26 protein-coding genes are annotated in these 26,689 nt (G+C 66.9%); 8 read left to right on the top strand and 18 right to left on the bottom strand.

Annotation, left to right across the window (positions count from 1 at the left end; genetic code table 11):
• Positions 1-3 precede the first annotated feature (3 nt).
• The 3 genes from GH660_RS04050 to GH660_RS04040 are packed head-to-tail and all read right to left on the bottom strand — an operon-like array spanning position 4 to position 4,084.
• Positions 4-798 carry a phosphodiesterase gene (locus GH660_RS04050; protein ID WP_153145273.1) on the bottom strand — a complete coding sequence of 265 codons (795 nt, stop codon included), beginning with the start codon at positions 796-798 and terminating at the stop codon, positions 4-6.
• Entirely contained in the window at positions 795-3,407 is a 2,613-nt protein-coding gene (pepN, locus tag GH660_RS04045) for an aminopeptidase N (RefSeq protein ID WP_153145272.1), read from the bottom strand. Before pepN ends, GH660_RS04050 begins: the two co-directional genes overlap by 4 nt.
• A gap of 53 nt (positions 3,408-3,460) precedes the next feature.
• Positions 3,461-4,084, bottom strand: a complete 624-nt coding sequence (locus tag GH660_RS04040; protein ID WP_153145271.1) for a methyltransferase domain-containing protein — start codon at positions 4,082-4,084, stop codon at positions 3,461-3,463.
• A gap of 42 nt (positions 4,085-4,126) precedes the next feature.
• Here GH660_RS04040 and hemC point away from each other — a divergent pair, with 42 nt between their 5' ends.
• Genes hemC through GH660_RS04020 form a run of 4 tightly spaced genes read left to right on the top strand, consistent with a single transcriptional unit; the run spans position 4,127 to position 8,056 of the window.
• Positions 4,127-5,062, top strand: a complete 936-nt coding sequence (gene hemC / locus GH660_RS04035; RefSeq protein WP_153145270.1) for a hydroxymethylbilane synthase — start codon at positions 4,127-4,129, stop codon at positions 5,060-5,062.
• On the top strand, positions 5,059-5,841 hold the full coding sequence (locus GH660_RS04030) for a uroporphyrinogen-III synthase (protein ID WP_153145269.1): 783 nt from the start codon (positions 5,059-5,061) through the stop codon (positions 5,839-5,841). Before hemC ends, GH660_RS04030 begins: the two co-directional genes overlap by 4 nt.
• On the top strand, positions 5,841-6,875 hold the full coding sequence (locus GH660_RS04025) for a uroporphyrinogen-III C-methyltransferase (protein ID WP_228276350.1): 1,035 nt from the start codon (positions 5,841-5,843) through the stop codon (positions 6,873-6,875). The genes GH660_RS04030 and GH660_RS04025 overlap by 1 nt, the downstream gene beginning before the upstream one ends.
• On the top strand, positions 6,872-8,056 hold the full coding sequence (locus GH660_RS04020) for a heme biosynthesis HemY N-terminal domain-containing protein (protein ID WP_153145267.1): 1,185 nt from the start codon (positions 6,872-6,874) through the stop codon (positions 8,054-8,056). Before GH660_RS04025 ends, GH660_RS04020 begins: the two co-directional genes overlap by 4 nt.
• Positions 8,057-8,090: 34 nt before the next feature.
• On the opposite strand, the gene hemF is transcribed toward GH660_RS04020, so the two are convergent.
• From hemF to GH660_RS03965, 11 genes are all read right to left on the bottom strand, one after another.
• On the bottom strand, positions 8,091-8,990 hold the full coding sequence (gene hemF, locus GH660_RS04015) for an oxygen-dependent coproporphyrinogen oxidase (RefSeq protein ID WP_153145266.1): 900 nt from the start codon (positions 8,988-8,990) through the stop codon (positions 8,091-8,093).
• Positions 8,991-9,057: 67 nt separating this feature from the next.
• Positions 9,058-10,335 carry a phosphoribosylamine--glycine ligase gene (gene purD, locus GH660_RS04010; protein ID WP_153145265.1) on the bottom strand — a complete coding sequence of 426 codons (1,278 nt, stop codon included), beginning with the start codon at positions 10,333-10,335 and terminating at the stop codon, positions 9,058-9,060.
• A gap of 27 nt (positions 10,336-10,362) precedes the next feature.
• Positions 10,363-10,731 (bottom strand): excalibur calcium-binding domain-containing protein, encoded by a 369-nt coding sequence (locus GH660_RS04005; protein WP_228276349.1) that lies wholly within the window; start codon positions 10,729-10,731, stop codon positions 10,363-10,365.
• Positions 10,732-10,734: 3 nt separating this feature from the next.
• Positions 10,735-12,327, bottom strand: a complete 1,593-nt coding sequence (gene purH, locus GH660_RS04000; RefSeq protein ID WP_153145264.1) for a bifunctional phosphoribosylaminoimidazolecarboxamide formyltransferase/IMP cyclohydrolase — start codon at positions 12,325-12,327, stop codon at positions 10,735-10,737.
• A 9-nt stretch (positions 12,328-12,336) separates the two neighbouring features.
• The gene (locus GH660_RS03995) at positions 12,337-12,570 is read right to left on the bottom strand and encodes a Fis family transcriptional regulator (protein ID WP_153145263.1); all 234 of its coding nucleotides are present in this window, start codon (positions 12,568-12,570) and stop codon (positions 12,337-12,339) included.
• Positions 12,567-13,595, bottom strand: a complete 1,029-nt coding sequence (dusB, locus tag GH660_RS03990) for a tRNA dihydrouridine synthase DusB (protein ID WP_153145262.1) — start codon at positions 13,593-13,595, stop codon at positions 12,567-12,569. Before dusB ends, GH660_RS03995 begins: the two co-directional genes overlap by 4 nt.
• A gap of 82 nt (positions 13,596-13,677) precedes the next feature.
• Positions 13,678-14,550: a 1,4-dihydroxy-2-naphthoate polyprenyltransferase gene (locus GH660_RS03985; protein ID WP_153145261.1), complete on the bottom strand. Its 873-nt coding sequence runs from the start codon at positions 14,548-14,550 to the stop codon at positions 13,678-13,680.
• A 65-nt stretch (positions 14,551-14,615) separates the two neighbouring features.
• Positions 14,616-15,758 carry an FAD-dependent monooxygenase gene (locus GH660_RS03980; RefSeq protein WP_153145260.1) on the bottom strand — a complete coding sequence of 381 codons (1,143 nt, stop codon included), beginning with the start codon at positions 15,756-15,758 and terminating at the stop codon, positions 14,616-14,618.
• Positions 15,751-17,049 (bottom strand): aminopeptidase P N-terminal domain-containing protein, encoded by a 1,299-nt coding sequence (locus GH660_RS03975; protein WP_153145259.1) that lies wholly within the window; start codon positions 17,047-17,049, stop codon positions 15,751-15,753. Before GH660_RS03975 ends, GH660_RS03980 begins: the two co-directional genes overlap by 8 nt.
• Positions 17,046-17,723, bottom strand: coding sequence for an N-acetylmuramate alpha-1-phosphate uridylyltransferase MurU (gene murU / locus GH660_RS03970; RefSeq protein ID WP_153145258.1), 678 nt, complete (start codon positions 17,721-17,723; stop codon positions 17,046-17,048). The genes GH660_RS03975 and murU overlap by 4 nt, the downstream gene beginning before the upstream one ends.
• Positions 17,723-18,739: an aminoglycoside phosphotransferase family protein gene (locus GH660_RS03965; protein ID WP_153145257.1), complete on the bottom strand. Its 1,017-nt coding sequence runs from the start codon at positions 18,737-18,739 to the stop codon at positions 17,723-17,725. The genes murU and GH660_RS03965 overlap by 1 nt, the downstream gene beginning before the upstream one ends.
• A 98-nt stretch (positions 18,740-18,837) precedes the next feature.
• Between GH660_RS03965 and GH660_RS03960 the strand changes: the two genes are divergently transcribed.
• From GH660_RS03960 to rsmA, 4 genes are read left to right on the top strand one after another with little or no spacing between them, the layout of a single operon-like run.
• Positions 18,838-21,381 carry an LPS-assembly protein LptD gene (locus GH660_RS03960; protein WP_153145256.1) on the top strand — a complete coding sequence of 848 codons (2,544 nt, stop codon included), beginning with the start codon at positions 18,838-18,840 and terminating at the stop codon, positions 21,379-21,381.
• Positions 21,382-21,386: 5 nt separating this feature from the next.
• On the top strand, positions 21,387-22,694 hold the full coding sequence (locus GH660_RS03955) for a peptidylprolyl isomerase (protein ID WP_368666103.1): 1,308 nt from the start codon (positions 21,387-21,389) through the stop codon (positions 22,692-22,694).
• Positions 22,694-23,677: a 4-hydroxythreonine-4-phosphate dehydrogenase PdxA gene (gene pdxA, locus GH660_RS03950; protein WP_153145387.1), complete on the top strand. Its 984-nt coding sequence runs from the start codon at positions 22,694-22,696 to the stop codon at positions 23,675-23,677. Before GH660_RS03955 ends, pdxA begins: the two co-directional genes overlap by 1 nt.
• A complete protein-coding gene (gene rsmA, locus GH660_RS03945) occupies positions 23,674-24,441 on the top strand; it encodes a 16S rRNA (adenine(1518)-N(6)/adenine(1519)-N(6))-dimethyltransferase RsmA (RefSeq protein ID WP_153145254.1) in 768 nt (255 codons plus the stop codon). Before pdxA ends, rsmA begins: the two co-directional genes overlap by 4 nt.
• Before the next feature lie 42 nt (positions 24,442-24,483).
• Here rsmA and GH660_RS03940 read toward each other — a convergent pair whose 3' ends face one another.
• From GH660_RS03940 to GH660_RS03925, 4 genes are all read right to left on the bottom strand, one after another.
• Complete coding sequence (locus GH660_RS03940; protein ID WP_153145253.1) at positions 24,484-24,675, bottom strand: DUF2892 domain-containing protein; 192 nt, start codon at positions 24,673-24,675, stop codon at positions 24,484-24,486.
• 73 nt (positions 24,676-24,748) lie between these two features.
• Positions 24,749-25,420 (bottom strand): Crp/Fnr family transcriptional regulator, encoded by a 672-nt coding sequence (locus GH660_RS03935; protein ID WP_153145252.1) that lies wholly within the window; start codon positions 25,418-25,420, stop codon positions 24,749-24,751.
• A gap of 1 nt (position 25,421) precedes the next feature.
• The gene (xth, locus tag GH660_RS03930; protein WP_153145251.1) at positions 25,422-26,186 is read right to left on the bottom strand and encodes an exodeoxyribonuclease III; all 765 of its coding nucleotides are present in this window, start codon (positions 26,184-26,186) and stop codon (positions 25,422-25,424) included.
• Positions 26,183-26,671 carry a glutaredoxin family protein gene (locus tag GH660_RS03925; protein ID WP_153145250.1) on the bottom strand — a complete coding sequence of 163 codons (489 nt, stop codon included), beginning with the start codon at positions 26,669-26,671 and terminating at the stop codon, positions 26,183-26,185. The genes xth and GH660_RS03925 overlap by 4 nt, the downstream gene beginning before the upstream one ends.
• Between the last annotated feature and the right edge of the window lie 18 nt (positions 26,672-26,689).

The raw sequence follows: 26,689 nt of genomic DNA, 5'->3' as shown, positions 1-26,689 counted from the left end.
GCCTCACAACCAGAAACTGGTTTCCCCGTTGAACAACTGCTGGTGGTGCACGACGACGCTGTCATCGTCGACCAGGATCACCGCATAGCCGGCCGGCTCGCGGCAACCTGGCACCTCGTCGCCGCGCAGGGTCGCCAGGTCGAGGGCGACCTGGTGGTTGGGCGAACTCGGGCACGAGAACGGAATGCCACGCCAGCTGCCGCCGATCGGCCGGTGCAGGTGGCCGAAAAAGAGATGGCGGATGCGCGCCCTGTGCGGGGCGATGAGCGACCACAGGGCCTCGGCGTCGCGCAGCGCGAACTGGTCCATCGACGGAATGCCGAGGGCGAGTGGCGGATGGTGCATGGCGATCCACAATGCTGCGTCGCCGCTGGCAGCAATTTGTTGCGCCAGCCAGGCCTGGCGCGCGGCGCAGTAGCTGCCCCAGGGGGCGCCGGCCTCGACGGTGTCGAGCAGCAGGAAGCGCCCGGCCGGCGTGGCCAGCGTGCGCTGCAGGAAGCCGCCGGCGTCGGCGGGCAACTGCGGGAACTGGCGGTGCAGTGCGGCGCGGTCGTCGTGGTTGCCGGGCAGCAGGTGGGCCGGCATCGGCAGGCGGGCGAGGGTGGCGGCCAGCGCGGCGTAGGCCGCGTCGCTGCCGGCATCGGCGAGGTCGCCGGTGAGCAGGCAGAAGTCGGCGTCGGCGTGCGCGGCGAGGATGCTGTCGATCGCCCGTTCGAGACGGGTCAGCGGCGAACTGCCGAAGAGCTCGGCGTCCGGCGCCCGGGTCAGGTGCAGGTCGCTGAGCTGGATGATCTTCATGCGCTGGCGAGGGCGCGCGCGACGATTTCCAGCACGTCGCGCGACAGGCCGTCGTGGTTGCGGATGCGCTCGAGCGCGGCGCGGGCGTGCGCCTGGCGGCCGGCGTCGAATTTCTTCCAGCGGTCGAAGCAGCGCGCCAGGCGCGAGGCGACCTGCGGATTGCGGTCGTGCAGTTCGAGCACGCGGTCGGCGATGAAGGCGTAGCCGCTGCCGTCGGCGGCGTTGAAGCGCGCGTGGTTGGCGCCGAAGCTGCGGATCAGCGCGTAAATCTTGTTCGGGTTGCCGATGTCGAAAGCCGGGTGGGCGGTTAGCGTCCGCACTGTCGCCAATGTATCCGGCCGGCGGCTGGTCGCCTGCACGGCCAGCCATTTATCGACGACCAGGGCTTCGTCCTGCCAGCGGGCGTGGAAATCGGCCAGGGCGCTGTCGCGTTCCGGGCAGTCGGCGGCATTGACGTTGGCCAGCGCCGCCAGCGCGGCGAACTGGTCGGTCATGTTGTCGGCGTCGCGGAACTGGTTCAGGGCCAGCTGGCGGGTGGCCGGCGTGTCGAGTTCGAGCAGGTAGCCGAGGCAGACGTTGCGTAGCGCGCGGCGGCCGGCCTGCGCGCTGGTCGGGGCGTAGGGTTGGTTGGGGGCGAGGGCGACGTAGAGGCCGGCGAATTCGCTTTCGAGTTGCTCGGCGAGATGCCGGCGCAGGGCGTTGCGGGCGGCGTGCAGGGCGTCCGGATCGACGACGTCGAGCATTTCGGCCAAAGTTGCCTCGCCGGGCAGGGTCAGCGCTTCGGCGACGAAGGCGGCGCCACGTTCGGCCTGGGTCTGCAGCAGACGGCGGGCAGCGTCGACGAAACCGCTCGGCCAGACCGGTGCCCGGCCGGCGGCAAGGGCGGCGGTGGCGTCGAGGATCAGCGTGGACGTCAGGCGCTGGCCGGCCTCCCAGGCGTTGAACGGGTCGCTCTCGTTGGCCAGCAGCACGGTCAGCTGTTCGGCGCTGTAGTCGAAATCGAGGATGACCGGCGCCGAGAAATCGCGCAGCAGCGAGGGAATGGGTTCGGCAGCGATATCGTTGAAGACGAAGGACTGCGTCAGCGCGGTCAGCAGCAGGGTGCGCTCGCTGCCGGCGATTGCTGCGCCTTCCGCGGTGAACAGCGCGACGCGGATCGGGATCAGATAGGGCGCGTCGTCCGTGGCGCGCCGATTGGATTGCGTGCAGGTCAGCGTGTAGGTGGCGGATTCGGCATCGAAATGGCCGTCGACCGCAACCTGCGGCGTCCCCGGCTGCTCGTACCAGCGCATGAACTGCGTGAAGTCGAAACCGCTGGCGGCCGCCATCGCCGCGACGAAATCCTCGCAGGTCACGGCCTGCCCGTCGTGGCGGCGGAAGTATTCGTCCATGCCGGCGCGGAAGGCGGCGTGGCCGATCAGCGTCTGGATCATGCGCACGACCTCGGCGCCCTTCTCATAGACGGTCGCCGTGTAGAAGTTGTTGATCTCGACGAACGACGACGGACGCACCGGGTGCGACATCGGGCCGGCGTCCTCGGGGAACTGGCCGGCGCGCAGGCCGCGCACCTCGCGGATGCGCGCCGTCTGGCGGTTGTGCAGGTCGGCGCCGAATTCCTGGTCGCGGAAGACGGTGAGGCCTTCCTTCAGCGACAACTGGAACCAGTCGCGGCAGGTCACGCGGTTGCCGGTCCAGTTGTGGAAGTATTCGTGGGCGACGACGCGGTCGATATTCTCGAAATCGACGTCGGTGGCGACATCGCTGCGCGCCAGCACGTACTTGGTGTTGAAGATGTTGAGGCCCTTGTTTTCCATGGCGCCCATGTTGAAGTCGCCGACGGCGACGATCATGTAGTGGTCGAGGTCGCATTCGAGGCCGAAGCGTTCCTCGTCCCAGCGCATGGATTTCTTGAGTGCCGCCATCGCGTGCGGGCACTGGTCGAGTTTGCCCGGTTCGACGTAGATGGCAAGCTGCACGTCGCGGCCGGAGGCGGTGCGGAACGTGTCGCGCAGCACGTCGAGCCTGCCGGCGACGACGGCGAACAGGTAGGCCGGCTTGCGGAACGGGTCCGCCCATGTCGCCCAGTGGCGGCCGTCGGCTTCGTCGCCGGCGGCGAGCGGGTTGCCGTTGGCCAGCAGCACCGGGAAGGCCGCCTTGTCGGCATGCAGGGTGACGGTATAGGTCGCCATCACGTCGGGCCGGTCGAGGAACCAGGTGATGCGGCGGAAGCCCTGCGCCTCGCACTGCGTGAAATAGCCGTCCTTGGAACGGTAGAGGCCGGAGAGGCGGGTGTTCGCGTCGGGGTCGATGCGGACGACCGTGGTCAGCGTGAAGGCGTCGGGCACATCGGCGATGGTCAGCGTGGTCGGTGTCGCCGAAAACGGCACCTTTTGGCCGTCGACCGCGACCGACAGGGTTTCCAGCTCGTCGCCGTCGAGCACCAGCGCCTGCGCCGGGCGCGCCGGGTTGCGGCGCAGCGCCAGGGTCGCGGTGACCGTGGTGCCGCCGCCGCCGCCGGCGATGACGAAATCGAGGTCGACGGTGTCGACCAGGAAGGCGGGCGGGGTGTAGTCCTTGAGGTAGATCGTCTGGGGGGGGTCGGTTTTCATTGTCTGGCGCGGCATCGGGGGTTGGATTTCCCGATGATACGTCAAACGCCGGGTCACCGCCGCCGCCACACCTGCCAGCGTTCGCGCCCGGAAAACACGGGGATCGAGTCGTCGACCGCGGCATCCTCGAGGCGCTCGAAGTTCGCCAGCAGCAGGGCGTCGAGCTGCTCCGGGAGGATGCCGAAAGGCGGCCCCTTCAACTGGTCGCAGAGGAAGAAATAGCCGGCGAGCAGACTGCCGGGTGGCAGCAGCTCGGCGACGCGCCGGCCCCAGTCGGCCCACAGCTTGCGCGGCAGGGCGCAGAGGAAGGCGCGCTCGTAGATCAGTTGGTACGGTCGAGGCGGTGCAAAGGTGAAAAAGTCGGCACAGACGAGGTCGACCGCGGCCGGCCCCAGCACCTTGCGCGCCTTGTCCACGGCGGCCGGCGAAAAGTCGAGCGCCGTCACCGGCCAGCCGACCTCGGCGAGATGGCCTGCCTCCCAGGCGCTGCCGCAGCCGGGGATCAGGGTGTTCAGCGGCGCCGGCTGGCGGGCGACGAAGTCGGCGAAGGCCGCCGGCACCTTGCCGGCATCCCACGGCGTGCTGCCTTCGTCGAAGCGCTTGCACCAGAAATCGGGGTGCTCCGGGCGCTGGTCGTCGGGTTTGATCTGGGTGGGAGAGGCGGGCGAATCGCTCATGCTAAGATTGCCGCCTTCCAAACCCTTGCCGCGTGCCGCTTCATGTCCGCTCCTTCCAAGATCGTCATCGCCTCCCGCGAATCCCGCCTCGCCATGTGGCAGGCTGTCCATGTCCAGGGCCGTCTGGCCGCGCAGAATCCGGGGGCGGAAGTCGTCATTCTAGGCATGACGACCAAGGGTGACCAGATTCTCGATCGCCCGCTCGCCGATATCGGCGGCAAGGGCCTGTTCATCAAGGAGCTGGAAGTGGCGATGCAGGAAGGCCGCGCCCACCTCGCCGTGCATTCGATGAAGGATGTGCCGATGGTGATGCCGGAAGGCTTCGTGCTGGCCGCCATTTCGGCGCGCGAGAATCCGCGCGACGCCTTCGTCTCGAACAATTACGCCGGCCTCGACGACCTGCCGGGCGGCGCCGTCGTCGGCACCTCCAGCCTGCGCCGCGAATCCATCCTGCGCGCCAGGTACCCGCAACTGGTCATCAAGAGCCTGCGCGGCAACCTCGACACGCGGCTGCGCAAGCTCGACGCCGGCGAGTACGACGCGATCATCCTCGCTGCCGCCGGCCTCATCCGCCTCGGTCTGGAAAAGCGCATCAAATCGGTGTTGACCGCGGAGCAGTCGCTGCCGGCGCCCGGCCAGGGCGCGCTCGGCATCGAGCTGGTCGACGGCGACGCGGCGATGGCCGCAGTCGTCGCGCCGCTCAACGACGAAGAAACGGCGCACTGCGTCAAGGCCGAACGCGCTTTTTCGCGCGCCCTTGGCGGCAGCTGCCAGGTGCCGCTCGGCGGTTACGCGGTGATCGACAACGGCCAGCTGTGGCTGCGCGGCTTCGTCGCCACTGCCGACGGCAAGGAAATGGTCGCCGGCGAACTGCGCGGCGATCCGGCTGCCGACGAGGCGCTCGGCCGCCAGTTGGCCGCGACCCTGCGCGCGCAGGGGGCCGACGCCATCCTGGAAAAGCTCGCCCACTGCCAATGAACGCCGCCGGCCCGCTCGCCGGAAAAACCATCGTCGTCACCCGGCCGCGGGCGCAGGCCGCCCCGCTGGCCGAAGGCATCGCCGCCCTCGGCGGCGAACCCCTGATCTTCCCGCTGCTCGAAATCGCGGCGGCTGCCGATCCGCAACCGCTGGCCGCCGCCGTCGCCCGGCTGGCGGATTACGCGCTGGCCGTCTTCATCAGCCCCAATGCCGTCGACTACAGCCTGCCGGCCATCCTGGCGCGCGGCGCGTGGCCGGCCGGGCTGCTGCCGGCGGCGGTCGGCCAGGGCACGGTGCAGGCGCTGGCGGCGCATGGCGTCGCCGGCTGCATCGCGCCGAGCGAGCGCTTCGACTCCGAGGCGCTGCTCGCCCTGCCCGAACTGGCGGGCGAACGGGTCGCCGGCCGCCGCGTCGCCATCTTCCGTGGCGACGGTGGCCGCGAACTGCTCGCCGACACGCTGCGCGAACGTGGCGCGGAAGTCGATTGCATCGCCTGCTACCGCCGTTCCGGCCCGCCCGGGGGCGTCGCGCCGCTGCTCGCCGCGTGGCGCGCCGGCCGGCTGGACGCATTGACGGTGTCGAGCAGCGAGGGGCTGCGCCATCTGGTCGATCTGCTCGACGCCGAAGGCCGCGCCTGGCTGCAGAAAACCCCCGTCTTCGTGCCGCATGCACGCATCGCCGAGAACGCCCGGGCATTGGGTTTAAGCAACATTATCCTGACCGCGGGCGCCGACGCTGGCATTCTCGCCGGCTTAGGTGCTTATAATTGGTCGGCATGATGCCCGAAAACGATAACGCTCCGCTCCCCGCGCCCCGGCCGGCACCGGCCGGCGCCACCCGGCAGAATCTCGCCCTGCTTGTCGCCATCCTCGCCCTCGCGCTGGCCGCCTGGCAGTGGTTCGACACCCGCCAGCGCCTGGCTGCGGCCGAGCAGGAAACGGCGAGCCGCCTGGCGGCGGTGACGGCGGCGAGCCAGGAAGAGCGCGGTGCGCAGAAGCAGCTGCGCGAGCAGATCGAGGCCCTGCAGGGCAAGCTCGGCGCCTTCGAAGGCAAGCTGGAGGAATACGACAGCCAGAGCGCGACCTTGCAGGCGCTCTACGAGAACATTGCGCGCAGCCGCGAGGAAGCGACGGTGCTCGAGGTCGAGCAGGCCGTCACCCTGGCCGGGCAGCAACTGCAGCTGGCCGGCAACGTGCCGATCGCCATCCTCGCCCTGCAGACTGCCGATGCCCGCCTGGCGCGTCTCGACCGCGCCCAGTACCTGCCGCTGCGCAAGGCGCTGGCTCGTGACCTGGAGCGCCTCAACGCGCTGCCCTTCGTCGATGTGCCGGGTATCAGCCTGCGCCTGGAGCAGATCGTCGTCGGCGTCGACAAGCTGCCGCTCGCCAGCTACGGTCGACCGTCCGAAAAGGCCGAAAATGCCGCGCCGGCCGCCGGTTCGCCGTGGTGGCAGCGGAGCGCCGGCGAGCTGTGGCGCGAACTGAAGAGCCTCGTCCGCATCCAGCGCTTCGACCGCGAGGAGCCGCCGCTGCTGGCGCCCGGCCAGGATTTCTTCCTGCGCGAGAATCTCCGGTTGCGGCTGCTCAACGCCCGCCTGGCGCTGCTCTCGCGCGACCCGGCAATCTTCCGCAGCGAGCTGAAGCTGGCCGGCGACTGGCTCGCCCGCTATTTCGATACCCGCGACAAGACCGTGCAGGGTGACCAGGCGACGCTGCGCCAGCTGCTGGCGACCGAGGTCAACGTGCAGGCGCCGAACCTCGGCGAAACGCAGGCGGCATTGCGCGCCTTGCGCGACGGCAAGGAAAAGAAGTGAAACGCCTGTTCTGGCTCCTGGCCCTGTTCGGGCTGGCCGTCGCCGTCGCCCTCGGCGCGCACCGCAACGACGGTTATGTCCTGCTGGTCCTGCCGCCGTACCGTGCCGAAGTCAGCCTCAACCTGTTCGTCGTCGCGCTGCTCGCCCTGTTCCTGCTGTTGTACGTTGCCGCGCGGGCGCTGGCACTGACCTTCGGCATGCCGCAGCGCGTTCGCCAGTATCGCGAACGCCGGCGGCGCGAAAAGGCCGGGCAGGTGTTCCAGGATGCCGTCCGCCTGCTCTTCGAGGGGCGTTTCGGGCAGGCGCTGAAGAAGGCCGGCGAGGCCTACGAGGCCGGCACGGCGCGCGGGCTGTCGGCGCTGATCGCGGCCCGCGCGGCGCAGCGCCTGCGTGAACCGGAAAAGCAGCAGGACTGGATGACGCGCGCCATGTCGGACGACCCGCGCAACGAGGCGGCGACGCTGATGCTGGAAGCCGAAATGATGAACGAGTCGCGCCGTTTCGACGATGCGCTGGCGGCGCTCGAGCGCCTGCAGGGCAAGCAGGGGCGGCACATCGCCGCCTTGCGCCTGGAACTGCGGGCGCGCCAGGGTGTCGGCGACTGGGACGGGGTGCTCAAGCTGGCGCGCCAGCTGGCCAAGCGCGATGCCCTGCCGGTCGAGATCGTGCGCGAAGTCAGGACCCAGGCCCACCTCGGCAACATCGCCCGGCTGGCGCTCGACCAGGCCCGTCTGACCGCCTACCTGCGCGCCCTGCCGGCGGAAGAACGCGGCCGGCGCGTCGCCCTGGCGGCGGCCCGCGCCCTGGTCGCGCAAGACGCGGTCGGCGAGGCGCAGAAACTGATCGAGGCGGTGCTCGACGCCACCGGCAACGATAGCTGGCAATCCGAACTGCTCACCCTCTACGGGCGTCTGAGCGGCGGCGAACTGACGGCGCGCATCGCCAAAGCCGAGGCCTGGCTGCGCCAGCATCCGGACGACGCCCGCCTGCTCGACGCCCTGGGCCGGATGTGCCTGCAGCAGCGCCTGTGGGGCAAGGCGCAGAGCTATTTCGAAGCTTCGCTGGCCGTCGAGCCCACGCAGCAGGCGCACCTGGAGCTGGCCCGGCTTGCCGACCAACTGGAGCGCCCGGAAGAGGCTAACAAGCACTACCGGGCCAGCGCCCTGCTCGATAATCGTTAGTCTTAGCTAACGACTATCGACTCCCGACCAAGGACTAAACCGCCCAGTCCTGCGGCTTGAGGAAGACGTCGTAGAGTTCGGCCTCCGGCGTGCCGGCCTCGGGTTTCCAGTCGTAACGCCATTTGACGATCGGCGGCAGCGACATCAGGATCGATTCGGTGCGGCCGCCCGACTGCAGGCCGAACAGCGTGCCGCGATCCCAGACCAGGTTGAATTCGACGTAGCGGCCGCGCCGGTAGGCCTGGAAGTCGCGCTCGCGTTCGCCGTAGGGCGTGTCGCGGCGTTTGGCCAGCACCGGCAGGTAGGCCTGGGTGAAGGCGTTGCCGACGGCCTGGGTCAGCGCGAAGCAGCGTTCGAAACCGCCCTCGTTGAGGTCGTCGAAGAAGATGCCGCCAACGCCGCGCGGTTCGTTGCGGTGCTTGAGGAAGAAGTAGTCGTCGCACCATTTCTTATATTTCGGATAGACCTCGTCGCCGAAGGGGGCGAGCGCGTCGCGGCAGGTGCGGTGAAAATGGGCCACATCCTCGCGTTGACCGTAATAGGGTGTCATGTCCATGCCGCCGCCGAACCACCAGACGTCCTCTTCACCGGACTTGCTGGCGACGAAGCAGCGCACGTTCATGTGCGCCGTCGGGCAGTAGGGGTTGCGTGGATGGAGCACCAGCGAGACGCCCATCGCCTCCCAGGCGCGGCCCGCCAGCTGCGGGCGGACGGCGGTGGCCGAGGCGGGCAGCGACTTGCCGGTGACGTGCGAGAAATTGACGCCGCCGCGCTCGAAGAAATCGCCTTCCTCGATCAGCCGCGAAATGCCGCCGCCGCCTTCCGGGCGTTGCCAGCTGTCGGTGCGGAACGGCTGGCCGTCGAAAGCCTCCAGTTCGCCGACGATGCGGCTTTGCAGGCCGGTGAAGAAATCCTTGAGGCGGGTGGTATCCATCGTGTCTCCGGGGAAAGTAAAACGGGCAGCCTGAGCCGCCCGTTCGGGTGCTGGTTTCGCAACCGCCTTAGCGGCTGATCGCGCGGTGGCCGATATCCTTGCGGTATTGCATGCCGTTCCAGCTGATCTGGGTCAGCACCTCGTAGGCGCGCTTGTGGGCCAGCTTGACGTTCTCGCCGAGCGCCGTCACGCACAGCACGCGGCCGCCGCTGGTGACGACCTGGCCATCCATCTGGGTGGTGCCGGCATGGAAGACGTGGGCGTCCTCGCCGAAGCTGTTGCCCTTGGGCAGCCCGTTGATCACGTCGCCCTTTTGCGGGGTGTCGGGGTAGTTGGCGGCGGCCAGCACGACGCCGAGTGCGACGCGGCGGTCCCATTCGGCCTCGACCTGGTCGAGCGTGCCGTCGATGCCATGCTCCAGCAGTTTGACGAAGTCGGATTTCAGGCGCATCAGGATCGGCTGGGTTTCCGGGTCGCCCATGCGGCAGTTGAATTCGAGGGTCTTGACCGAGCCGTCCTTGCCGATCATCAGGCCGGCGTAGAGGAAGCCGGTGAACGGGATGCCGTCGGCGGCCATGCCCTTGACGGTCGGCAGGATGATCTCGCGCATCGCCTTGGCGTGCACCTCGGGCGTCACGCACGGGGCTGGGGAATAGGCGCCCATGCCGCCGGTGTTCGGGCCCTGGTCGCCGTCGAAGATGCGCTTGTGGTCCTGGCTGGAGGCCAGCGCCAGCACGTTCTTGCCATCGACCATGACGATGAAGCTGGCTTCCTCGCCGTCGAGGAAGTCCTCGATCACGACGCGGGCACCGGCGTCGCCCAGCTTGTTGCCGGACAGCATGTCGTCGATCGCGGCGTGGGCTTCGGCGAGCGTCATGGCGACGACGACGCCCTTGCCGGCGGCCAGGCCGTCGGCCTTGACGACGATCGGCGCGCCCTTACGGTCGATATAGGCGTGTGCTGCGGTCGACTCGGAAAAAGTCTCGAATTCCGCGGTCGGGATGTGGTGGCGGGCCATGAAGCGCTTGGCGAAATCCTTGGAGGATTCGAGTTGCGCGGCCTCCTTGGTCGGGCCGAAGATCTTCAGGCCTCGGGCGCGGAAGGCATTGACCACGCCGGCTGCCAGCGGCGCCTCGGGGCCGACGACGGTGAGGTGGATCTTGTTCTGCTCGGCGAAATCGGCCAGCGCTTCCGGATCGGTGATGTTGACGTTTTCCAGCTCATGCTCGCGCGCCGTGCCGGCGTTGCCGGGGGCGACATAAACCTTCTGCAGGCCGGGCGTCTGCGCCAGGCGCCAGGCCATGGCGTGCTCGCGGCCGCCTGAACCGATTACCAGTAGTTTCATGACCGTTTCCTTTAACTTCTGATCTTGTTAATTGCACCACTGCCGTTCGCAGGGAATGCCGTCGTTATCGCCGTCCATCTTGGTTCCCGGGCAGTTCTTGAGGAACCAGGTAGCTTCTTCACATGAATTCATCTGAGAACAATAAGTTCTGCCATCGCAGCGGTAACTGATCGGTTGACTGCGAATATTCTGTTCGGAGGCTATCCTTTGGGGGGCACGCTCCGGCAAACGGATGTCGGTATAGACCTTGCTGTGGGAGTTGGCTGTCGCTGGTTGGGAGGTGCGTTCAATTGCCTTGCTGCTGAAAATATCCAGTTTCGGCAAATGTTGTCTGTAGGTGTCATAGCCCTGCCAGGCTATGACACCTATGATCATCAGAGCGATCAGCTTCTTCACTGCTTAGTGACGGAAATGCCTTGCGCCGGTGAACACCATCGCAATGCCGTGCTCGTCGGCCGCAGCGATGACTTCCTCGTCGCGCATCGAGCCGCCCGGCTGGATCACCGCGACGGCGCCGGCTTCGGCCAGCACGTCGAGGCCGTCGCGGAACGGGAAGAAGGCATCCGAGGCGACAACCGAACCCTTCAGCGACAGGCCGGCGTTGGTGGCCTTGATGCTGGCGATCTTGGTCGAATCGACGCGGCTCATCTGGCCGGCGCCGACTCCCAGGGTCATGCCGCCGCCACAGAAGACGATGGCGTTGGACTTGACGAACTTGGCGACGCGCTCGGCGAAGAGCAGGTCTTCGATCTGCTGGGCGGTCGGCTGCACCTTGGTGACGACCTTCAGGCCAGAAGCCTGGGCGGTGAAGTCGTCAGCGGTTTGCACCAGCAGGCCACCGCCGACGCGCTTCAATTCCAGCTTGTTCAGGTCACGGCCGAGCGGCACGACCAGCACGCGCAGGTTGGTCTTGGAAGCCAGGGCGGCCTTGGCTTCGGCGGTGAAGGACGGAGCGATCAGAACTTCGACGAAGTGCTTGCGCTCGTTCATGGCGTTGACGACGTCGATGCCGACTTCGCCGTTGAAGGCGATGATGCCGCCGAAAGCGGAGGTCGAATCGGTCTTGAAGGCCTTTTCGTAAGCGCCGAGCAGGGTGACGTCGATGGCCACGCCGCACGGGTTGGCGTGCTTGATGATGACGCAGGCCGGCGCATCGAAGGCCTTGACGCATTCCCAGGCGGCATCGGAGTCAGCGATGTTGTTGTAGGACAGTTCCTTGCCCTGCAGCTGGGTGTAGGCGGCGATGCTGCCAGCCAGCGGCGTGGTGTCGCGGTAGAAGGCGGCTTGCTGATGCGAATTTTCGCCGTAGCGCAGGATTTCGGTGCGGTCGAAGGCCAGTTGCAGCTTGGCCGGGAAGATCGCCGGGGTCGGCGCGGCAGCGGCCGGCTTGCTTTCAGCGCCGTCGTCGAGGCCGGTCAGCCAGTTGGCGATCATGCTGTCGTAGCGGGCGGTGTGGGTGAAGGCCTTCTTGGCCAGGCCGAAGCGGGTGGCGAGCTGGAGCGCGCCGCCGTTGGCCTTCATTTCTTCGAGTAGCGGGGCGTAGTCTTCCGGATCGGTGACGATGGCGACGCCGTTGTAGTTCTTGGCCGAGGAACGGACCATGGCCGGGCCGCCAATGTCGATGTTTTCAATCGCGTCCTCGAGCGTCACACCGGCCTTGGCGATGGTCGCGGCGAAGGGGTAGAGGTTCACGCAGACCAGATCGATGGTCGGGATGCCGTGGGCGTCGATGGTCGCCATGTGCTCGGCCAGGTCGCGGCGGGCGAGGATGCCGCCATGCACCTTCGGATGCAGGGTCTTGACGCGGCCATCGAGCATTTCCGGGAAGCCGGTGTAGTCGCCGATTTCAGTCACCGCGAGGCCGGCGTCGCGCAGCATCTTGGCGGTGCCGCCGGTGGACAGGAGCTTCACCCCCTGGGCGGCGAGGCCCTGGGCGAATTCGAGAACGCCCGTCTTGTCGGAGACGGAAATCAGCGCTTGCTTGATGGTCATGGTGGTGATTTACAGAAGTTGATGTTCGGTGAGTTTCTTGCGCAGCGTGTTGCGGTTGATGCCCAGCATCTCGGCGGCCAGCGTCTGGTTGGCGCCGGCCTTGGCCAGCACGACTTGCAGCATCGGCTTCTCGATCTTGCGCAGGACCATGTCGTAGATGGCGGCCGGCTTTTCGCCGTCCAGGTCCCGGAAATATTGTTCCAGCGCGTCCGTGACGCATTGCCCCAAATCATGTTGGCTCATGCTGCCAACGCCTCCTCTGATGTTTTATGTTCTTCGTACTGCAAATGCTCATGTTCTTCCGCGTAGCGCAGGAAAAACTCGTTGACCGCCTGGCGTTGCAGTTCCACCGTCGGCAGCGTGTTCATCACCTTGCGGAACGCCGCCGAGCCGATCAGGCCCTTGGTATACCAGGAGATGTGCTTTCGCGCGACCTTGACCCCCGTGTCCAGGCCGTAGAAATCGTAGAGGTCCTCGAGATGCGCCATCAGGATGGCGTGGATCTCGCCGACCGGCGCCGGCGCCATTTTCTCGCCGGTCTTCAGATAGTGTTCGATCTCGCGGAACAGCCAGGGGCGGCCCTGGGCGGCGCGGCCGATCATGACGCCGTCGGCGCCGCTCACGTCGAGGACGTGCCTGGCTTTTTCCGGCGTCGTGATGTCGCCGTTGGCGATGACCGGGATTTTCACCAGCGTCTTGACCATCGCAATGGTGTCGTATTCGGCCTCGCCGGTGTATTGCTGGCAGCGCGTCCGGCCGTGGATGGCGACGGCGCGGATGCCGGCGTTCTCGGCAATGCGCGCGATGGTCGGCGCGTTCTTGTTGGCCAGGTTCCAGCCGGTACGGAATTTCAGCGTCACCGGCGTATTGGGCACGGCGCCGACGACGGCGTCGAGGATGTCGCCGACCAGTTGCTCGTTCTGCATCAGCGCCGAGCCGGCCATCACGTTGCACACCTTCTTGGCCGGGCAGCCCATGTTGATGTCGATGATCTGGGCGCCGTTATCGACGTTGTGTTTGGCCGCCTCTGCCATCATCCTGGGGTCGGCGCCGGCGATCTGCACCGAGATTGGCGCCACTTCGCCGGTGTGGTTGGCGCGGCGCAGCGTCTTGGCACTGCCGTAGAGCAGCGAGTTCGAGGTGACCATCTCGGAAACGGCCAGGCCGGCGCCCATCTTCTTGCACAATTGGCGGAACGGACGATCGGTGACCCCGGCCATCGGTGCGACGAAGAGGTTGTTTCGCAGGGTGAAACCGGCAAATTCCATGGGCGATGAATGGGCGCAACAACGGCGCCGGGCAGATCAGGGGAAGCGGCGCATTCTACCCGAAAGGGCGCCTAAAAAATAGTCAAATCGCGAAGGCGAGAGAGAGCAGCAAGGCGAAGACGAGTTGCAGGCCGGCGGTGGCGGCGAGGATGGCGTTGAAGACCGGGCCGGGCACTTCGCGGTGGAAGCGGGCGATCAGACGGAGGGCCAGGGGCAGCGACAGGAGCGGCAGGGCAGCCGGCCAGCCGAGGTCGGCCAGTGAGGGCAGCAGGGCATAAGGGACCAGCATCTCGGCCGTGTATATGTGGCGGGTGGCCGGGCGGCCGAGGCGGACGGCCAGCGTGTTCTTGCCGTTGGCCTGGTCGCCGTCGTGGTCGCGGTAGTTGTTAACCGTAATGACTGCGGCGGCGTGGATGCCGACCAGGGTTGCGGCGATCAGTGCCGTGGGCGTCAGGGTAAGGGTTTGCAGGTAATAGCTGCCGCCGACGGCGACCAGGCCAAAGAATAGGAAGACGAAGAGCTCGCCGAGCGGCCCGTAGGCGATGGGTCGGGGGCCGCCGGTATAGGCCCAGCCGGCGGCCAGCGAGGCGAGGCCGATGGCGACGATGGGCCAGCCACCGTGCCAGACCAGATAGATGCCGCACCCGAAGGCCAGCGCAAAGCTGAGCCAGGCGCCGGCTTTGACCGTGCCCGGCGTCAGCCAGCCCTCGGCGGTGGCGCGCTTGGGGCCGAGGCGTCCGGGCGTGTCGGTGCCGCGCAGGAAGTCGCCGACATCGTTGAACAGGTTGGTGCCGATCTGGATGAAGGCGGCGCCGAGTGCGGCGGCGAGGAGCGGCAGCCAGAGGATGGCATGGGTATCGTGCCAGGCGATGGCTGTGCCGACGAGCACCGGCGACAGCGAAACCGACAGCGTTTTCGGGCGACAGGCGAGGAACCAGGCAGTGGCTTTTTTCATGCGGCAGACGACAGGGCGACGGGCGCGACTTTATCCGGGCGTCGCGCCCTTGCCCTTGGCGCAGATCAAGGCCAGGCGCGGGCGCCCCAGATCATGCGCTTGGCGACGAAGTGGCGGGCCGGCGGGCAGAGATCGAGGGCCAGCAGGCCGAGGCCGCGGGCGATTTTGAGCGGGCCGAAATCGTTCGAGAAGGCCTTGACGATCTTGTCGGTGAAGAAGGCGCCGCCCTGGCGGTCGAGGCGGCGACTGGCGGCGTAGTTTTCGAGAGCGCTGCGGTCGACACCGTTTTTGAGCAAAATTTCGGAGAGCTGCCAGGCGTCGCGCAGGCCGAGGTTGAAGCCCTGGCCGGAGACCGGGTGCAGGGTTTGCGCGGTGTTGCCGATCCACACTTCACAGCCCTTGACCAGCGTGTCGCGCATGCGCAGCGCCAGCGGGAAGCGGCTGCGCTTGCCCGGTTTGGCGAAGCGCATGCGGCGGCCGAACTGGGCTTGCAGCGCGGCGATGAAGGCGTCGTCGTCGAGCGCCATCACCGCGTCGGCCTTGGCCGGCGGCAGCGTGAAGACGATGGAGTATTCGGCGCCGAGCGGCAGCAGGGCGAGCGGGCCGTCCGGGGTGAAGCGTTCCCAGGCGCGTTTGCCGTGGCCAGGTGTCGGCGTCACTTCGCAGATGACCGCGTGCTGGCCGTAATCGCTGACCGAGACGGCCGGATCGTCGGTCGGCGTGCCTTCGGCGTGGATCAAGAGCTGGCAGCGGAGGGTGCGCAGCTGGCCGGCGTGGCGCAGCGCGACGGTGGCGCCCTGGTCGTCCGCGTGGATGTCGAGGATTTCCGCCTCGGCGAGCAGGCTGTCGGCGGCGAGGTTGACGGCCAGCGCTGCGGCGAGGTCGCGATAGCGGACGACGTAACCGAGAGCAGGTAGCTTGTAATCGCTGCGGTCGAGCAGGGTGCGGCCGAAGCCATCCTTTTGCGAAACGTGGATGGTCTCGATGGGCGTTGCGGCGCGGGTCGGCCAGGAATTGATCTGTTCGAGCAGTTCGCGGGCGCCGTGCGACAGGGCAAGGGCGCGCGGGTCGGCCTGCAACGCCTGCGGAGGGCGACGATCCAGCAGTAACGATTTCCGGCCGCCCGCCGCCAGCGCCAGATGCAGCGTCATGCCGACCGGGCCGGCGCCGACGATCAGGATGTCGACATGCTCGACGGCATCAGTCATGGCGCATGACCTCCTCGATTTCGGCCACGGTCTTCGGCGCCGTGGTGTAGATGTCGCACCCCGTCTCGGTGATGCGCACATCGTCCTCGATGCGGATGCCGATGCCGGCCAGCGCCTCGGGAATATCATCGGCCGGGCGGATGTAGAGGCCGGGTTCGACGGTGACCGTCATGCCCGGTTGCAACGCCGTCCATTGCTCGCCAACCTTGTATTCGCCGGCGTCGTGCACATCCAGCCCCAGCCAGTGGCCGGTGCGGTGCATGTAGAAGCGGCGGTAGTCGCCCTTTTCGATCAGCGTGTCGATGCTGCCCTTGAGCAACTTGAGGTCGACCAGGCCCTGGGTCAGCACGCGTACCGCAGCATCGTGCGCTTCCATGAAGTGGCGACCCGGAGCGGTGGCGGCGAAGGCGGCGTCCTGCGCGGCGAGGACGATTTCGTAAACGTCCTTTTGCGCCGCATTGAAGCGGCCATTGACCGGGAAGGTGCGGGTGATGTCGGCGGCGTAGCCTTCGACTTCGCAGCCGGCGTCGATCAGGACCAGGGTGTGGTCGTTGAGCAGCTTGTTGTTTTCGACGTAATGCAGCACGCAGGCGTTGGCGCCGCCGGCGACGATGGGCGTGTAGGCGTGGGCGTCGGCGCCGCGTTTGCGGAATTCGTAGGTCAACTCGGCTTCCAGTTCGTACTCGGCCAGGCCGGGGCGGCAGGCTCGCATGGCGCGGGCGTGGCCGGCGCTGGCGATGTCGGCCGAGCGTTGCTGGATGGCGGCTTCGGCGGCATCCTTGACCAGGCGCATGGTGTCGAGCTCGGCGCGCAGGTCGTGGATGGCACGCGGCGCCCGTTTGCCGGCCCGGGTTTGGGCGCGCACGGCGTTCAAGGCCTTGGCGATGCGGGCGTCCCACTCGGCGTCGTGGCCGATGGCGTGCCACAGCGTGTCGCGGTCGACGAGGAATTCTGGCAGTTTCTTGTCGAGCTGGTCGATGGGATAGGCGGCGTCGAAGCCGAAAGCGGCCTTGGCCGCCTTGGGCCCGTAGCGGTAGCCATCCCAGATCTCGCGTTCCTCGTGCTTCTCGCGGCAGAAGAGGATGGATTTCGGGCGCTTGCCGCCGACCAGCACGACTACGGCTTCCGGCTCGGGGAAGCCGGTCAGGTACCAGAAGTAGCTGTCGAAGCGGTAGGGGTGATGGGCGTCGCGATTGCGGATGACTTCCGGGGCGGTGGGCACGATGGCGACGCCGTCGCCGATGGCTTTCAGCAGGCGTTGGCGGCGGGCGAGAAAGTGGGCGTGGGTCATGCGTTCCTCAGTTCTGCATCCAGCTCGGTCAGGCGTTGCGGTGTTCCCACGTCGACCCAGCGGCCGGTGAAGCGTTCCCCGGTCAGCGCGCCGGCGGTGATGGCGGCGTCGAGCAGGGGGCGCAGCTTCATCACCGTGCCGGGGCGGACGCCGGCAAAGAAGGTCGGCGAAAAAACGCCGACGCCGGCATAGGTGACGGTTCGGTCGCCGTGGGCGTAAACGATGCGGTCGCCGTCGAGGCTGAAGTCGCCGCCGGCGTGGTGGGCGGGATTGTCGACCATGACCAGGTGGGCGTGGCCGCTGGCCAGCGGGAAATCGGCGAAGCGGCCGAAATCGACATCGCAATAGACGTCGCCGTTGACCACCAGGAAGGGCGCGTCACCGAGTTGCGGCAAGGCCGTGGCAATGCCGCCGGCGGTTTCCAGTGCCCCCGGCGGCTCCGGCGAATAGCGGATGGTGAGCCCCCACTTCGCGCCGTCGCCCAGTGTTTGCTCGATCTGCTCGCCGAGGTGGGCGTGGTTGATGACGATCTCGCGGAAGCCGGCCGCGGCCAGCCGTTCCAGGTGCCAGACGATCAGCGGCTTGCCGCCGGCCACGAGCAGCGGCTTGGGCGTGTGGTCGGTGAGCGGCCGCATGCGTTCGCCGCGGCCGGCGGCGAGGATCATCGCCTTCATTATTTGTAGCGGTAGCCGATCTGCTCGGTGTTGCCTTCCAGCCGGTCAAGCAGGTTTTGCAGCGGTTTGAGCTGGATGTAGCGGCTGGCCGTCTTGCGGGCGTAGTTGATGAAGCGCGGCAGGTCTTCGACGTACTTGTCCTTGCCATCGCGGTATTTGAGGCGGCAGAAGATGCCGAGCACCTTGAGGTGGCGCTGCAGGCCCATCAGTTCGTACTCGCGCCAGAAAACGCCGAAATCCTCGCGCACGGGCAGGCCGGCGGCGCGGGCCTTTTCCCAGTAGCGGACGACCCAGTCGATTTCCTGTTCCTCGTCCCAGGAAATGAAGGCGTCGCGGAACAGCGAGACGACGTCGTAGGTGATCGGGCCGCAGACGGCATCCTGGAAGTCGATGATGCCCGGCGTCAAGCGTTCGGCGCTCTCGACGACCATCAGGTTGCGCGGCATGAAGTCGCGATGCACGAAGACCTTGGGCTGGCCGAGTGCCGAGTTGATCAGGTACTTGAAGGTACGGTCGAGCATGACTTTGTCTTCGTCGGCCAGTTCGATGCCGAGGTGACGGCCGATGAACCATTCGGGGAAGAGATCGAGTTCGCGACGCAAGAGCGTGGCGTCGTAGGGCGGCAGCGTGGCGGCGCTGGATGAGCATTGCCATTTGACCAGCACGTCGAGGACCGGGCGGATCAGCAGGTCGGCCAGCGACAGGTCGGCTTTCAGTGCTTCGAGGTAGCCGATGCGGCCGAGGTCGGTGAGCACCAGGAATCCGTTGTCGAGATCCTTGTCGAGGATGCGTGGCGCGGCGAGGTCGGCCTTGGCGAGCAGTCCGGCGACGTGGATGAAGGGCTTGCAGTCTTCCTTCTCGGGCGGGGCGTCCATCAGGATGCGCGTGCTGCCGTCCGGCCAGGCCAGGCGGAAATAGCGGCGGAAGCTGGCGTCGGCGGAAGCCGGGGTGATCTGGACGTTCTGGTTCGGGAAGCGCTGGGCCACCCAGTCGGTAACAAGTTGATCGCGCGTCATTGGAAGCCTAAGCGGGCGGGAGAGGGTTCGTTGTAAAATGCCGGGATTTTAACACTCGGGTATCGGCCGTTCCGGTCCCGGCCCTCCTGATCCTCTCAATGACCGGTTTCGCCCGCCGTCCGCTCGCCGTCTTCGTCTGCTGCATGTTCGCCGCCGTGCCGGCGCTGCATGCCGCACCCGAGGCGGATGTCCTGCTTCTTGCCGCCGCCAGCCTGCGCCAGAAGCCGGAGGCAGTGCCGGCAACCGGTGGCGAGACGGCGGACGACGCCTGGCCCTTGCGCCTGCGCAACGAGCGCCGCTTCAATGTCATGGGCGGCAAGAAGCCGCCGCTGGCGCCGGGGGTCGGGGTGCCGTATCCGCCCCAGCTCGCAAAGGACGATGTCTACCCGTTGTTCATCATCGCCGACCATCTCGAAGGGCGGACCGAAGTGGTGGCCGAAGCGACCGGCGAGGTCGAGCTGCGCCGGGCCGGCAGCCTGATCTATGGCGACAAGATGGTTTACTGGCCGCTCGACGACGAGGTCGAGGCGACGGGCAGCGTGCGCATGTTGCAGGAGGGGCAGGAGGTCAACACGCCGCATTTGCGGATGCAGTTGTCCGAACAGGTCGGCTTTGCCGAGCAGGCGGATTTCTTCATCGTCAGGCAGGTGGCGAGCAAGTTCTACCGGCCACCGCTGGTCGTCGCGACCGCCTCCAGCTCGAATGCCGTGACCTCTGGCGCGCCGATGATGCTCAATGTGCCTCACAGCTACGGCCTGCCGACCGTCGCGCCGGAGCGCCGCCCGTCGATCGCGAGCGGGACCGCGGCGCGGGTGGAGTTCGAAGGCGAGAACCAGACCAGGCTGCTCGACACCACCTATTCGACCTGCAAGCCGGGGGCGACCGACTGGTACATGCGCGCCTCCGAAGTGCATCTCGACTACGACCGGGATGTCGGCGACGCGAAGAACGCGGTGTTCTGGTTCAAGGACGTGCCGATCTTCTACACCCCGGCCGCCACCTTTTCGCTGAATCACGAGCGCAAGTCGGGTGTCCTGCATCCCTTCTTTGCGACTTCGACCCGCGACGGGCTGGATCTGACCATCCCGTACTACTGGAACATCGCTCCCAACTACGACGCGACCTTCTATCCGCGTTACATGAGCAAGCGCGGCTTCCAGTTGGGGGCCGAGGCGCAGTACATCGATTTCAACTACCGCGGTACCGCGCGCGTCGAGTACATGCCTTATGACCAGATGGCGGAGCGCGAGCGCTACGCCTATCTGCTCCAGCACCAGCAGAACCTCGGGCGCGGATTTTCGGCGACGGTCAACTACAACCGCGTATCGGACAATTTCTACTGGCAGGACTTGTCTTCCCGCCTGCTGCAGACGACCCAGGTCCAGCTGCCGCAGCAGTTCGTGCTCGGCTACACGCCGGTGCCCTGGCTGCAGACCAATCTGCAGGTCCAGCGTTTCCAGACGCTGCAGACTGATCCGTCCAACCCGGTTGCCATTCCCTATTTTCTGGAGCCGCAACTCAATCTGATCGGCTTCAAGCCTGACCTGTTCGGGACCGATTTCACACTGCTCGGCCAGTTTTCCAAGTTTTCCAGCACCACCCAGGTACAGGGCAACCGCCTGGTGGTCTACCCTCAGCTATCGTTGCCCGTCGTGCATCCGGCGTTCAATTTCATCCCCAAGATCGGCGTTCATGCGACCCAGTACGCGCTGACCGATCAGCCGACCGCCAGCGATCCGACGAGCATCAGCCGCGTCATGCCGACCTTCACGCTGGATTCCAACCTGATTTTCGAGCGCGATACCAACCTGCTCGGCAATGCGTTCATCCAGACTCTGGAACCCCGGCTCTACTATGTGAACATTCCATACCGGGACCAGAGCAATATCCCGGTCTTCGATACCTACCAGTCGGATTTCAACTTCGCCCAGATCTTCGCGGAGAACCGCTACAGCGGCTTCGACCGCATCAACGACGCCAATCAGCTGACGGCGGCGCTGACCACCCGCCTGCTCGATAGCGGAACGGGCGTCGAGAAGCTGCGGGCCATGATCGGCCAGCGCTATTACCTTTCCGAGAGCAAGGTCACGCTGCCCGGCCAGTCGCCGCAGCCGCAGGGCTATTCCAACCTGATTTCCGCCTTCAGCGGCCTCGTCCTGCCCAAGACCTACGCCGACGTCGCCTGGGAATACAACTATCGCGACAGCGTCAATGAACGTTTCTCGATGGGCATGCGCTATCAACCGGAACTGGGCAAGGTGATCAGCGCCGGTTATCGCTACAATCGCGACTCGGTGACCAATCTACCTTCGGTCGACCAGATCGACATCGCCGGCCAGTGGCCATTGTCCGCCAATCTCTATGCCGTCGGGCGCTATAACTATTCCTTCCTCGGCAGCAACCAGTTGCTCGAAGGGATTGCCGGCTTCGAATACAACGCCGGCTGCTGGGCGTTGCGCGCCGTCGTCCAGCGCCTGGAAGCGATTGCCGGTTCGCCCAACACCTCCCTGTTCCTGCAGCTTGAACTCACCGATTTCGGCAGCGTCGGTTCCAACCCGATCAGCCTGCTGCGCCGTTCCATCCCCGGCTACGGCAAGACCAACGAGTTGACCACCTCCAGCAGCCTGCTCACGACACAATGACCGCCATGCACTCATTCATTCGCAGCCTATTCCTCCTCTTCCTCGCCCTGATCGGCTTCTGCATGTCGCCCGCCGGCGCGGCGCCGGTCGAACCGGTCGAGGCCGATCGCATCGTTGCCGTCGTCGGCGACGAGGTCATCACGCTCTACGACCTGCGCGTCCGTCTCGACGCGGCGCTCAAGCAACTGCAAAAGCAGGGAACGTCGTTGCCGCCGCAGGAGGTGCTCGAACGGCAGATGCTCGAGCGCGTCATCATGGACCGCATCCAGCTGCAGGTCGCCCGCGACAGCGGCCTGCGCGTCGACGATGCGCAACTCGACCAGGCCATCGGCCGCATCGCCGCCAACAACAAGATGACCCCGCAGCAGTTCCGTCAGGCGCTGGAGAAGGATGGCGTCAACTACGCGCGCTTCCGAGAGGAAATCCGCAGCGAAATGACGATGGTGCGGCTGCGCGAGCGCGAGGTGGACCGCAAGCTGGTGATTTCCGACGGCGAGGTCGACCTCTACCTGGCCAATCAGGCCAGCACCGGTGGCGGCGAGGAATACCAGTTGGCTCACATCCTGATGCGGGCGCCCGAATCGGCCAGTCCGGAACAGTTGCAGAAGCTGCGCCAGCGCGGCGAGCAGGCGCTCAAGCGGGCCCGGGCCGGCGAAAACTTCGCCGAACTGACGGCGACCTTCTCCGATGCGCCGGATGCCCTGCAGGGCGGCAGTCTCGGCTGGCGCCAGCTGGACCGCATGCCGACGCTCTACGCGGAAACGGCGGTCCGCCTGCAGCCGGGCGAGGTCAGCGACCTGCTGCGCTCGTCGGCCGGCTTCCACATCGTCAAGCTGCTCGGCAAGCGGGGCGGCAGCGGGCCGGCCTCGATCCAGCAGACCCACGCCCGTCACATCCTGATTCGCGTGAACGAAGTGGTTTCGGAAAGCGAGGCGCGGCGCAAGATGGAAAACCTGCGCGAGCGCCTGGTCAATGGCGGCGATTTTGCCGAACTGGCCCGCCTCTATTCGCAGGACGGCTCGGCGGCCAAGGGCGGCGACCTGGGCTGGGTCAGCCCGGGCGATACCGTGCCGGATTTCGAGCGGGCGATGGATGCGCTGAAGGACAACGAAATCAGCCCGGTCGTCCAGTCGCCGTTCGGCATGCACCTGATCCAGGTCCTCGAGCGCCGCCAGCGTGACGTTTCCGAGGAGCGCCAGCGCGCCGCCGCGCGCCAGGCACTGCGCGAACGCCGCCTCGACGAGGCCTACCAGGACTGGTTGCGCCAGTTGCGCGATCGTACCTACGTCGAAAACCGCCTCGAAGAAAAATGATGCTGCCCCGCATCGCCGTGACCAGCGGCGAACCGGCCGGCATCGGGCCGGATCTCTGCCTGCGCCTGGCCGGTTACGACGGGCCGGGGCACCCGGTCATCCTCGCCGACCGCAACCTGCTCGCCGAGCGCGCCGAAGCCATCGGACTGAATGTCGCCATCCGCGATTTTTCCCCTAAAAACCGGGTCGACCGCGACAGCCTCGATGTGCTGCACGTGCCGCTGGCCGTTACCGCCGTACCCGGCCAGCTCGACCCGGCCAACGGCGCCTATGTCCTGGCACTGCTTGACCGCGCCCTGGCCGGTTGCCGCGCCCGCGAGTTCGCGGCAATGGCGACGGCGCCGGTGCACAAGGGCGTGATCAACAGGGCTGGCGTCCATTTCACCGGCCACACCGAGTACCTCGCTGCAAAAACCCGGACGCCGCTCGTCGTCATGATGCTGGCCGGCGCCACCGAGCGCGGGCCGTTGCGGGTCGCGCTGGTGACGACCCACCTGCCGCTGCGCGAGGTGCCGGCCGCCATCACCGCCGACGTCCTGGAACGAACCCTGCGCATCCTGCACGCCGAACTGAAGCGGAAATACGGCCTGGCGAATCCGCGCATCCTGGTCGCCGGCCTCAATCCGCACGCCGGCGAAGGCGGCTACCTGGGGCGCGAGGAAATCGAGGTCATCGCGCCGGTCGTCGAACGGCTGCGGGGCGAGGGCATGCAGCTCGCCGGCCCGCTGCCGGCCGACACCCTGTTCACGCCGCCGGTCCTGGCGCGCGGCGACGCCGTGCTCGCCATGTACCACGACCAGGGGCTGACCGCGCTCAAGTACGCCACCTTCGGCCACGGCATCAACGTCACCCTCGGCCTGCCGATCATTCGCACCTCGGTCGATCACGGCACGGCGCTCGAACTGGCCGGTACCGGCCGCGCCGACCCGGGCAGCCTGTTCGAGGCGGTGGCCGAGGCGACCCGCATGGCGGTGCGGCAATGAAGGGCCATGTCGCCCGCAAACGGTTCGGGCAAAACTTTCTCGTAGACAACGGCATCATCGCCGCCATCGTTGCCGCCATCGACCCGCAACGCGGCGACACCGTCGTCGAGATCGGCCCCGGCCTCGGTGCGCTGACCGAGCCGCTGCTGGCGCGGGTGGATCATCTGCACGTCGTCGAAATCGACCGCGACCTGATCGCCCGCCTGAAAAAGCAGCATCCCCCGGCGCGCCTGACCATCCACGAGGGCGACGCGCTGGCCTTCGACTTCGCCGGCATCGGCAGCGATCTGCGCCTGGTCGGCAACCTGCCGTACAACATCTCGACGCCGCTGCTCTTCCATCTGGCCGACTGCGTCGGCGTCGTCCGCGACATGCACTTCATGCTGCAGAAGGAAGTGGTCGAGCGCATGGTGGCCGAACCGGGCGACGCTGATTTCGGCCGCCTGTCGGTGATGCTGCAATACCGCTTCTGGCTGGAATGGCTTATCGACGTGCCGCCGGAAAGCTTCGACCCGGCGCCCAAGGTCGATTCCGCGGTCGTGCGTCTGATTCCCAAGCCGGCGTCGGAGCTGGCCGCCCGCGATCCGGTGCGTTTCGCGCGGGTCGTCCAGCAGGCGTTTTCGCAGCGGCGCAAGATGCTGCGCAATACCCTTAAGGGAACGCTCGACGAGGCCGGTTTTTCGGCACTCGGCATCGACCCGACGCGGCGGGCGGAGGACATCCCGGTTGCCGACTATGTCCGCCTCGCCAATTACCTGACGTAAAAAAACCCGCCGCGGCGGGTTTTTCGTTTCGGCGCAGCCGGCTTACTTCTTTGTCGGGCACGTGTTCATGCCGAAGATCGAATAGGCCGGGCACCAGCCCATCAGGCCGGTGGCCAGGGGGACGATGCCGATGTAGCCCCAGACCGGCAGCATGCCGGCCACGGTGGCGCCGATCAGGCCGGCACCGGCAACGATGCGCACGATTTTGTCGATTCCGCCAACATTTGCAGCCATGGTGTGTTCTCCGTCGAGTAGTAGGTACGGTGCCCAGTCTAGCGGGCGTGCCCGGCGGGGTCTGTAACCTGGGTCACACAGCGGCGAGTTTCTGCAGGCCGCTGCGGTCGACGATGGTCAGCTGTTCACGGCCGAGGGCGACCAGGCCCTGCGCGGCGAAGCCCTTGAGCAGGCGGCTGACGATTTCGCGGACGCTGCCCAGTTCGTCCGCCAGTTGCTGGTGGGTGACGTTCAGGACATTTTCGTTGCGCGCCAGCAGCAGCTTGGCGAGACGCTGGTCGAGGCGGGCGAAGGCGACTTCCTCCACCAGTTGCATCAGTTCGCCGATGCGTTCGGCGAAGAGATGGAAGACGAAATCGCGGAACGGGGCATGCTCGACCATCAGCTGCGCGAACACCGGCGCCGGCAGGATCGCCAGGCTGAGCGGCGCCTCGGCGATGCCGCGGGCGTTGTAGTCGGTATGGCCGAGCAGGCAGCTGGAGCTGATGATGCACGAGCCGCCGGGAGCGACCCGGTAGAGCATCAGCTCACGGCCGCTGGCGGCCAGCTTGACGACCTTGATGCTGCCTTCGAGGAGGAGCGGGAAGCCCTGGCAGGGCTGGTGTTCGGCGAAGATCTGGGCGCCGGCCGGCGCCCGCATGACGGTCTGCCCCTGCAGCAGCGCCGTCAGCCGCCCGGCCGGCAGGCCCGCCAGCGGCGGGTACAGATCGAGCACTTTTTGCGGGTCGACCGCAGCTGTCGTCATTTCAGCCCAGCGTCGCCCAGACCGGGGCGTGGTCGGAAGGGCGCTCGCGCTTGCGCGGCGCGCGGTCGATGCCGGCCGCCGTGCATTTGCCGGCCAGTGGTGGCGAGAGCAGGATGTGGTCGATGCGCAGGCCGAGGTTCTTCTGGAATCCCAGCATGCGGTAGTCCCACCACGAGAAGGTCTTTTCCGGCTGCTCGAAGAGGCGGAAGCTGTCGGCGAGGCCGAGGGCGAGCAGGCGCCGGAAGGCGTCGCGCTCCGGTGCGGAACACAGAATCTGGCCGGCCCACGCCTTGGGGTCGTGCACGTCACGGTCGTCCGGCGCGATGTTGTAGTCGCCGCACAACGCCAGGTTCGGGTGCGCCTTGAGCTCCTCGCCGAGCCAGGTGGCCAGCGCGTCGAGCCAGCGCAGCTTGTAGTCGTACTTGTCGCTGCCCACCGCCTGGCCGTTCGGCATGTAGGCGCAGATGACTCGGGTGTTGCCGACGGTGCCGGCGATCAGGCGCTTCTGCTCGTCCGGGAAATGCGGGTTGCCGCAGGTCACGTCGGCGATCGGCTGGCGGGCGAGCAGGGCGACGCCGTTATAGGTCTTCTGCCCGGAAAAGACCGCCTGATAGCCGGCTGCCTCGATCTCGGCGCGCGGGAAGTTGTGGTCCTCCAGCTTCAGTTCCTGCAGGCACAGGGCGTCGGGCTGCTGCTCGGCGAGCCAGTCGAGCAGGTGGGGCAGGCGGACTTTCAGCGAATTGACGTTCCAGCTGGCGATCTTCACTTGCTCAGGCCGCCCGACGGTTTGGCGCCGTAGGCGGCGGTCTTCGGATAACCGGCAAGGTCGAGCAGGTTGTTGTAGGCGCTGGCCTCGAAGCCGCGGAAGCTCTGCTTGCCGACCTTGAGTGCCGGTACGAAGGCGTCGCCGACCAGCTGCTTGAGTTCGTCGATCTCTTCCTGCTTCTGCACCATCTTCTCGGTGAAGGGAATGCCGCGGCGGTTCAGCAGGTCGCGCGCGTCCTTGCACTGGCTGGTGCAATCGGCCGACGTGTAGAGGGTCACCGGGAAATCCTCGGCCGCCTTCCTGACGGAATACGGCAGGCCATCGGTTTCGATGGCGCCGCCGCCGGCCTTCGACACGCTGTGCGCGCGGCCCGGCGGCGGGGTGTCGGAAATGACGGTACGCCCGGCCGAATCGACCCAGCGGTAGGTCTCGGCCACGGCACAGGCGCTGGACAGCGCCAGACACAACAAGAGCAGGTGTCGCATGATCTTCCTCCCGGATCG

The sequence above is a fragment of the Dechloromonas sp. H13 genome (assembly GCF_009469615.1).
Taxonomy (GTDB): Bacteria; Pseudomonadota; Gammaproteobacteria; order Burkholderiales; family Rhodocyclaceae; genus Azonexus.
This window is presented reverse-complemented; position numbering and strand designations above follow the sequence as displayed.

Coding starts and splice junctions, on each gene's coding strand:
- GH660_RS04050 (WP_153145273.1), bottom strand. CDS start 798: ATGAAGATCATCCAGCTCAGCGACCTGCACCTGACCCGGGCGCCGGAC.
- pepN (WP_153145272.1), bottom strand. CDS start 3,407: ATGAAAACCGACCCCCCCCAGACGATCTACCTCAAGGACTACACCCCG.
- GH660_RS04040 (WP_153145271.1), bottom strand. CDS start 4,084: ATGAGCGATTCGCCCGCCTCTCCCACCCAGATCAAACCCGACGACCAG.
- hemC (WP_153145270.1), top strand. CDS start 4,127: ATGTCCGCTCCTTCCAAGATCGTCATCGCCTCCCGCGAATCCCGCCTC.
- GH660_RS04030 (WP_153145269.1), top strand. CDS start 5,059: ATGAACGCCGCCGGCCCGCTCGCCGGAAAAACCATCGTCGTCACCCGG.
- GH660_RS04025 (WP_228276350.1), top strand. CDS start 5,841: ATGCCCGAAAACGATAACGCTCCGCTCCCCGCGCCCCGGCCGGCACCG.
- hemF (WP_153145266.1), bottom strand. CDS start 8,990: ATGGATACCACCCGCCTCAAGGATTTCTTCACCGGCCTGCAAAGCCGC.
- purD (WP_153145265.1), bottom strand. CDS start 10,335: ATGAAACTACTGGTAATCGGTTCAGGCGGCCGCGAGCACGCCATGGCC.
- purH (WP_153145264.1), bottom strand. CDS start 12,327: ATGACCATCAAGCAAGCGCTGATTTCCGTCTCCGACAAGACGGGCGTT.
- GH660_RS03995 (WP_153145263.1), bottom strand. CDS start 12,570: ATGAGCCAACATGATTTGGGGCAATGCGTCACGGACGCGCTGGAACAA.
- dusB (WP_153145262.1), bottom strand. CDS start 13,595: ATGGAATTTGCCGGTTTCACCCTGCGAAACAACCTCTTCGTCGCACCG.
- GH660_RS03985 (WP_153145261.1), bottom strand. CDS start 14,550: ATGAAAAAAGCCACTGCCTGGTTCCTCGCCTGTCGCCCGAAAACGCTG.
- GH660_RS03980 (WP_153145260.1), bottom strand. CDS start 15,758: ATGACTGATGCCGTCGAGCATGTCGACATCCTGATCGTCGGCGCCGGC.
- GH660_RS03975 (WP_153145259.1), bottom strand. CDS start 17,049: ATGACCCACGCCCACTTTCTCGCCCGCCGCCAACGCCTGCTGAAAGCC.
- murU (WP_153145258.1), bottom strand. CDS start 17,723: ATGAAGGCGATGATCCTCGCCGCCGGCCGCGGCGAACGCATGCGGCCG.
- GH660_RS03965 (WP_153145257.1), bottom strand. CDS start 18,739: ATGACGCGCGATCAACTTGTTACCGACTGGGTGGCCCAGCGCTTCCCG.
- GH660_RS03960 (WP_153145256.1), top strand. CDS start 18,838: ATGACCGGTTTCGCCCGCCGTCCGCTCGCCGTCTTCGTCTGCTGCATG.
- GH660_RS03955 (WP_368666103.1), top strand. CDS start 21,387: ATGCACTCATTCATTCGCAGCCTATTCCTCCTCTTCCTCGCCCTGATC.
- pdxA (WP_153145387.1), top strand. CDS start 22,694: ATGCTGCCCCGCATCGCCGTGACCAGCGGCGAACCGGCCGGCATCGGG.
- rsmA (WP_153145254.1), top strand. CDS start 23,674: ATGAAGGGCCATGTCGCCCGCAAACGGTTCGGGCAAAACTTTCTCGTA.
- GH660_RS03940 (WP_153145253.1), bottom strand. CDS start 24,675: ATGGCTGCAAATGTTGGCGGAATCGACAAAATCGTGCGCATCGTTGCC.
- GH660_RS03935 (WP_153145252.1), bottom strand. CDS start 25,420: ATGACGACAGCTGCGGTCGACCCGCAAAAAGTGCTCGATCTGTACCCG.
- GH660_RS03925 (WP_153145250.1), bottom strand. CDS start 26,671: ATGCGACACCTGCTCTTGTTGTGTCTGGCGCTGTCCAGCGCCTGTGCC.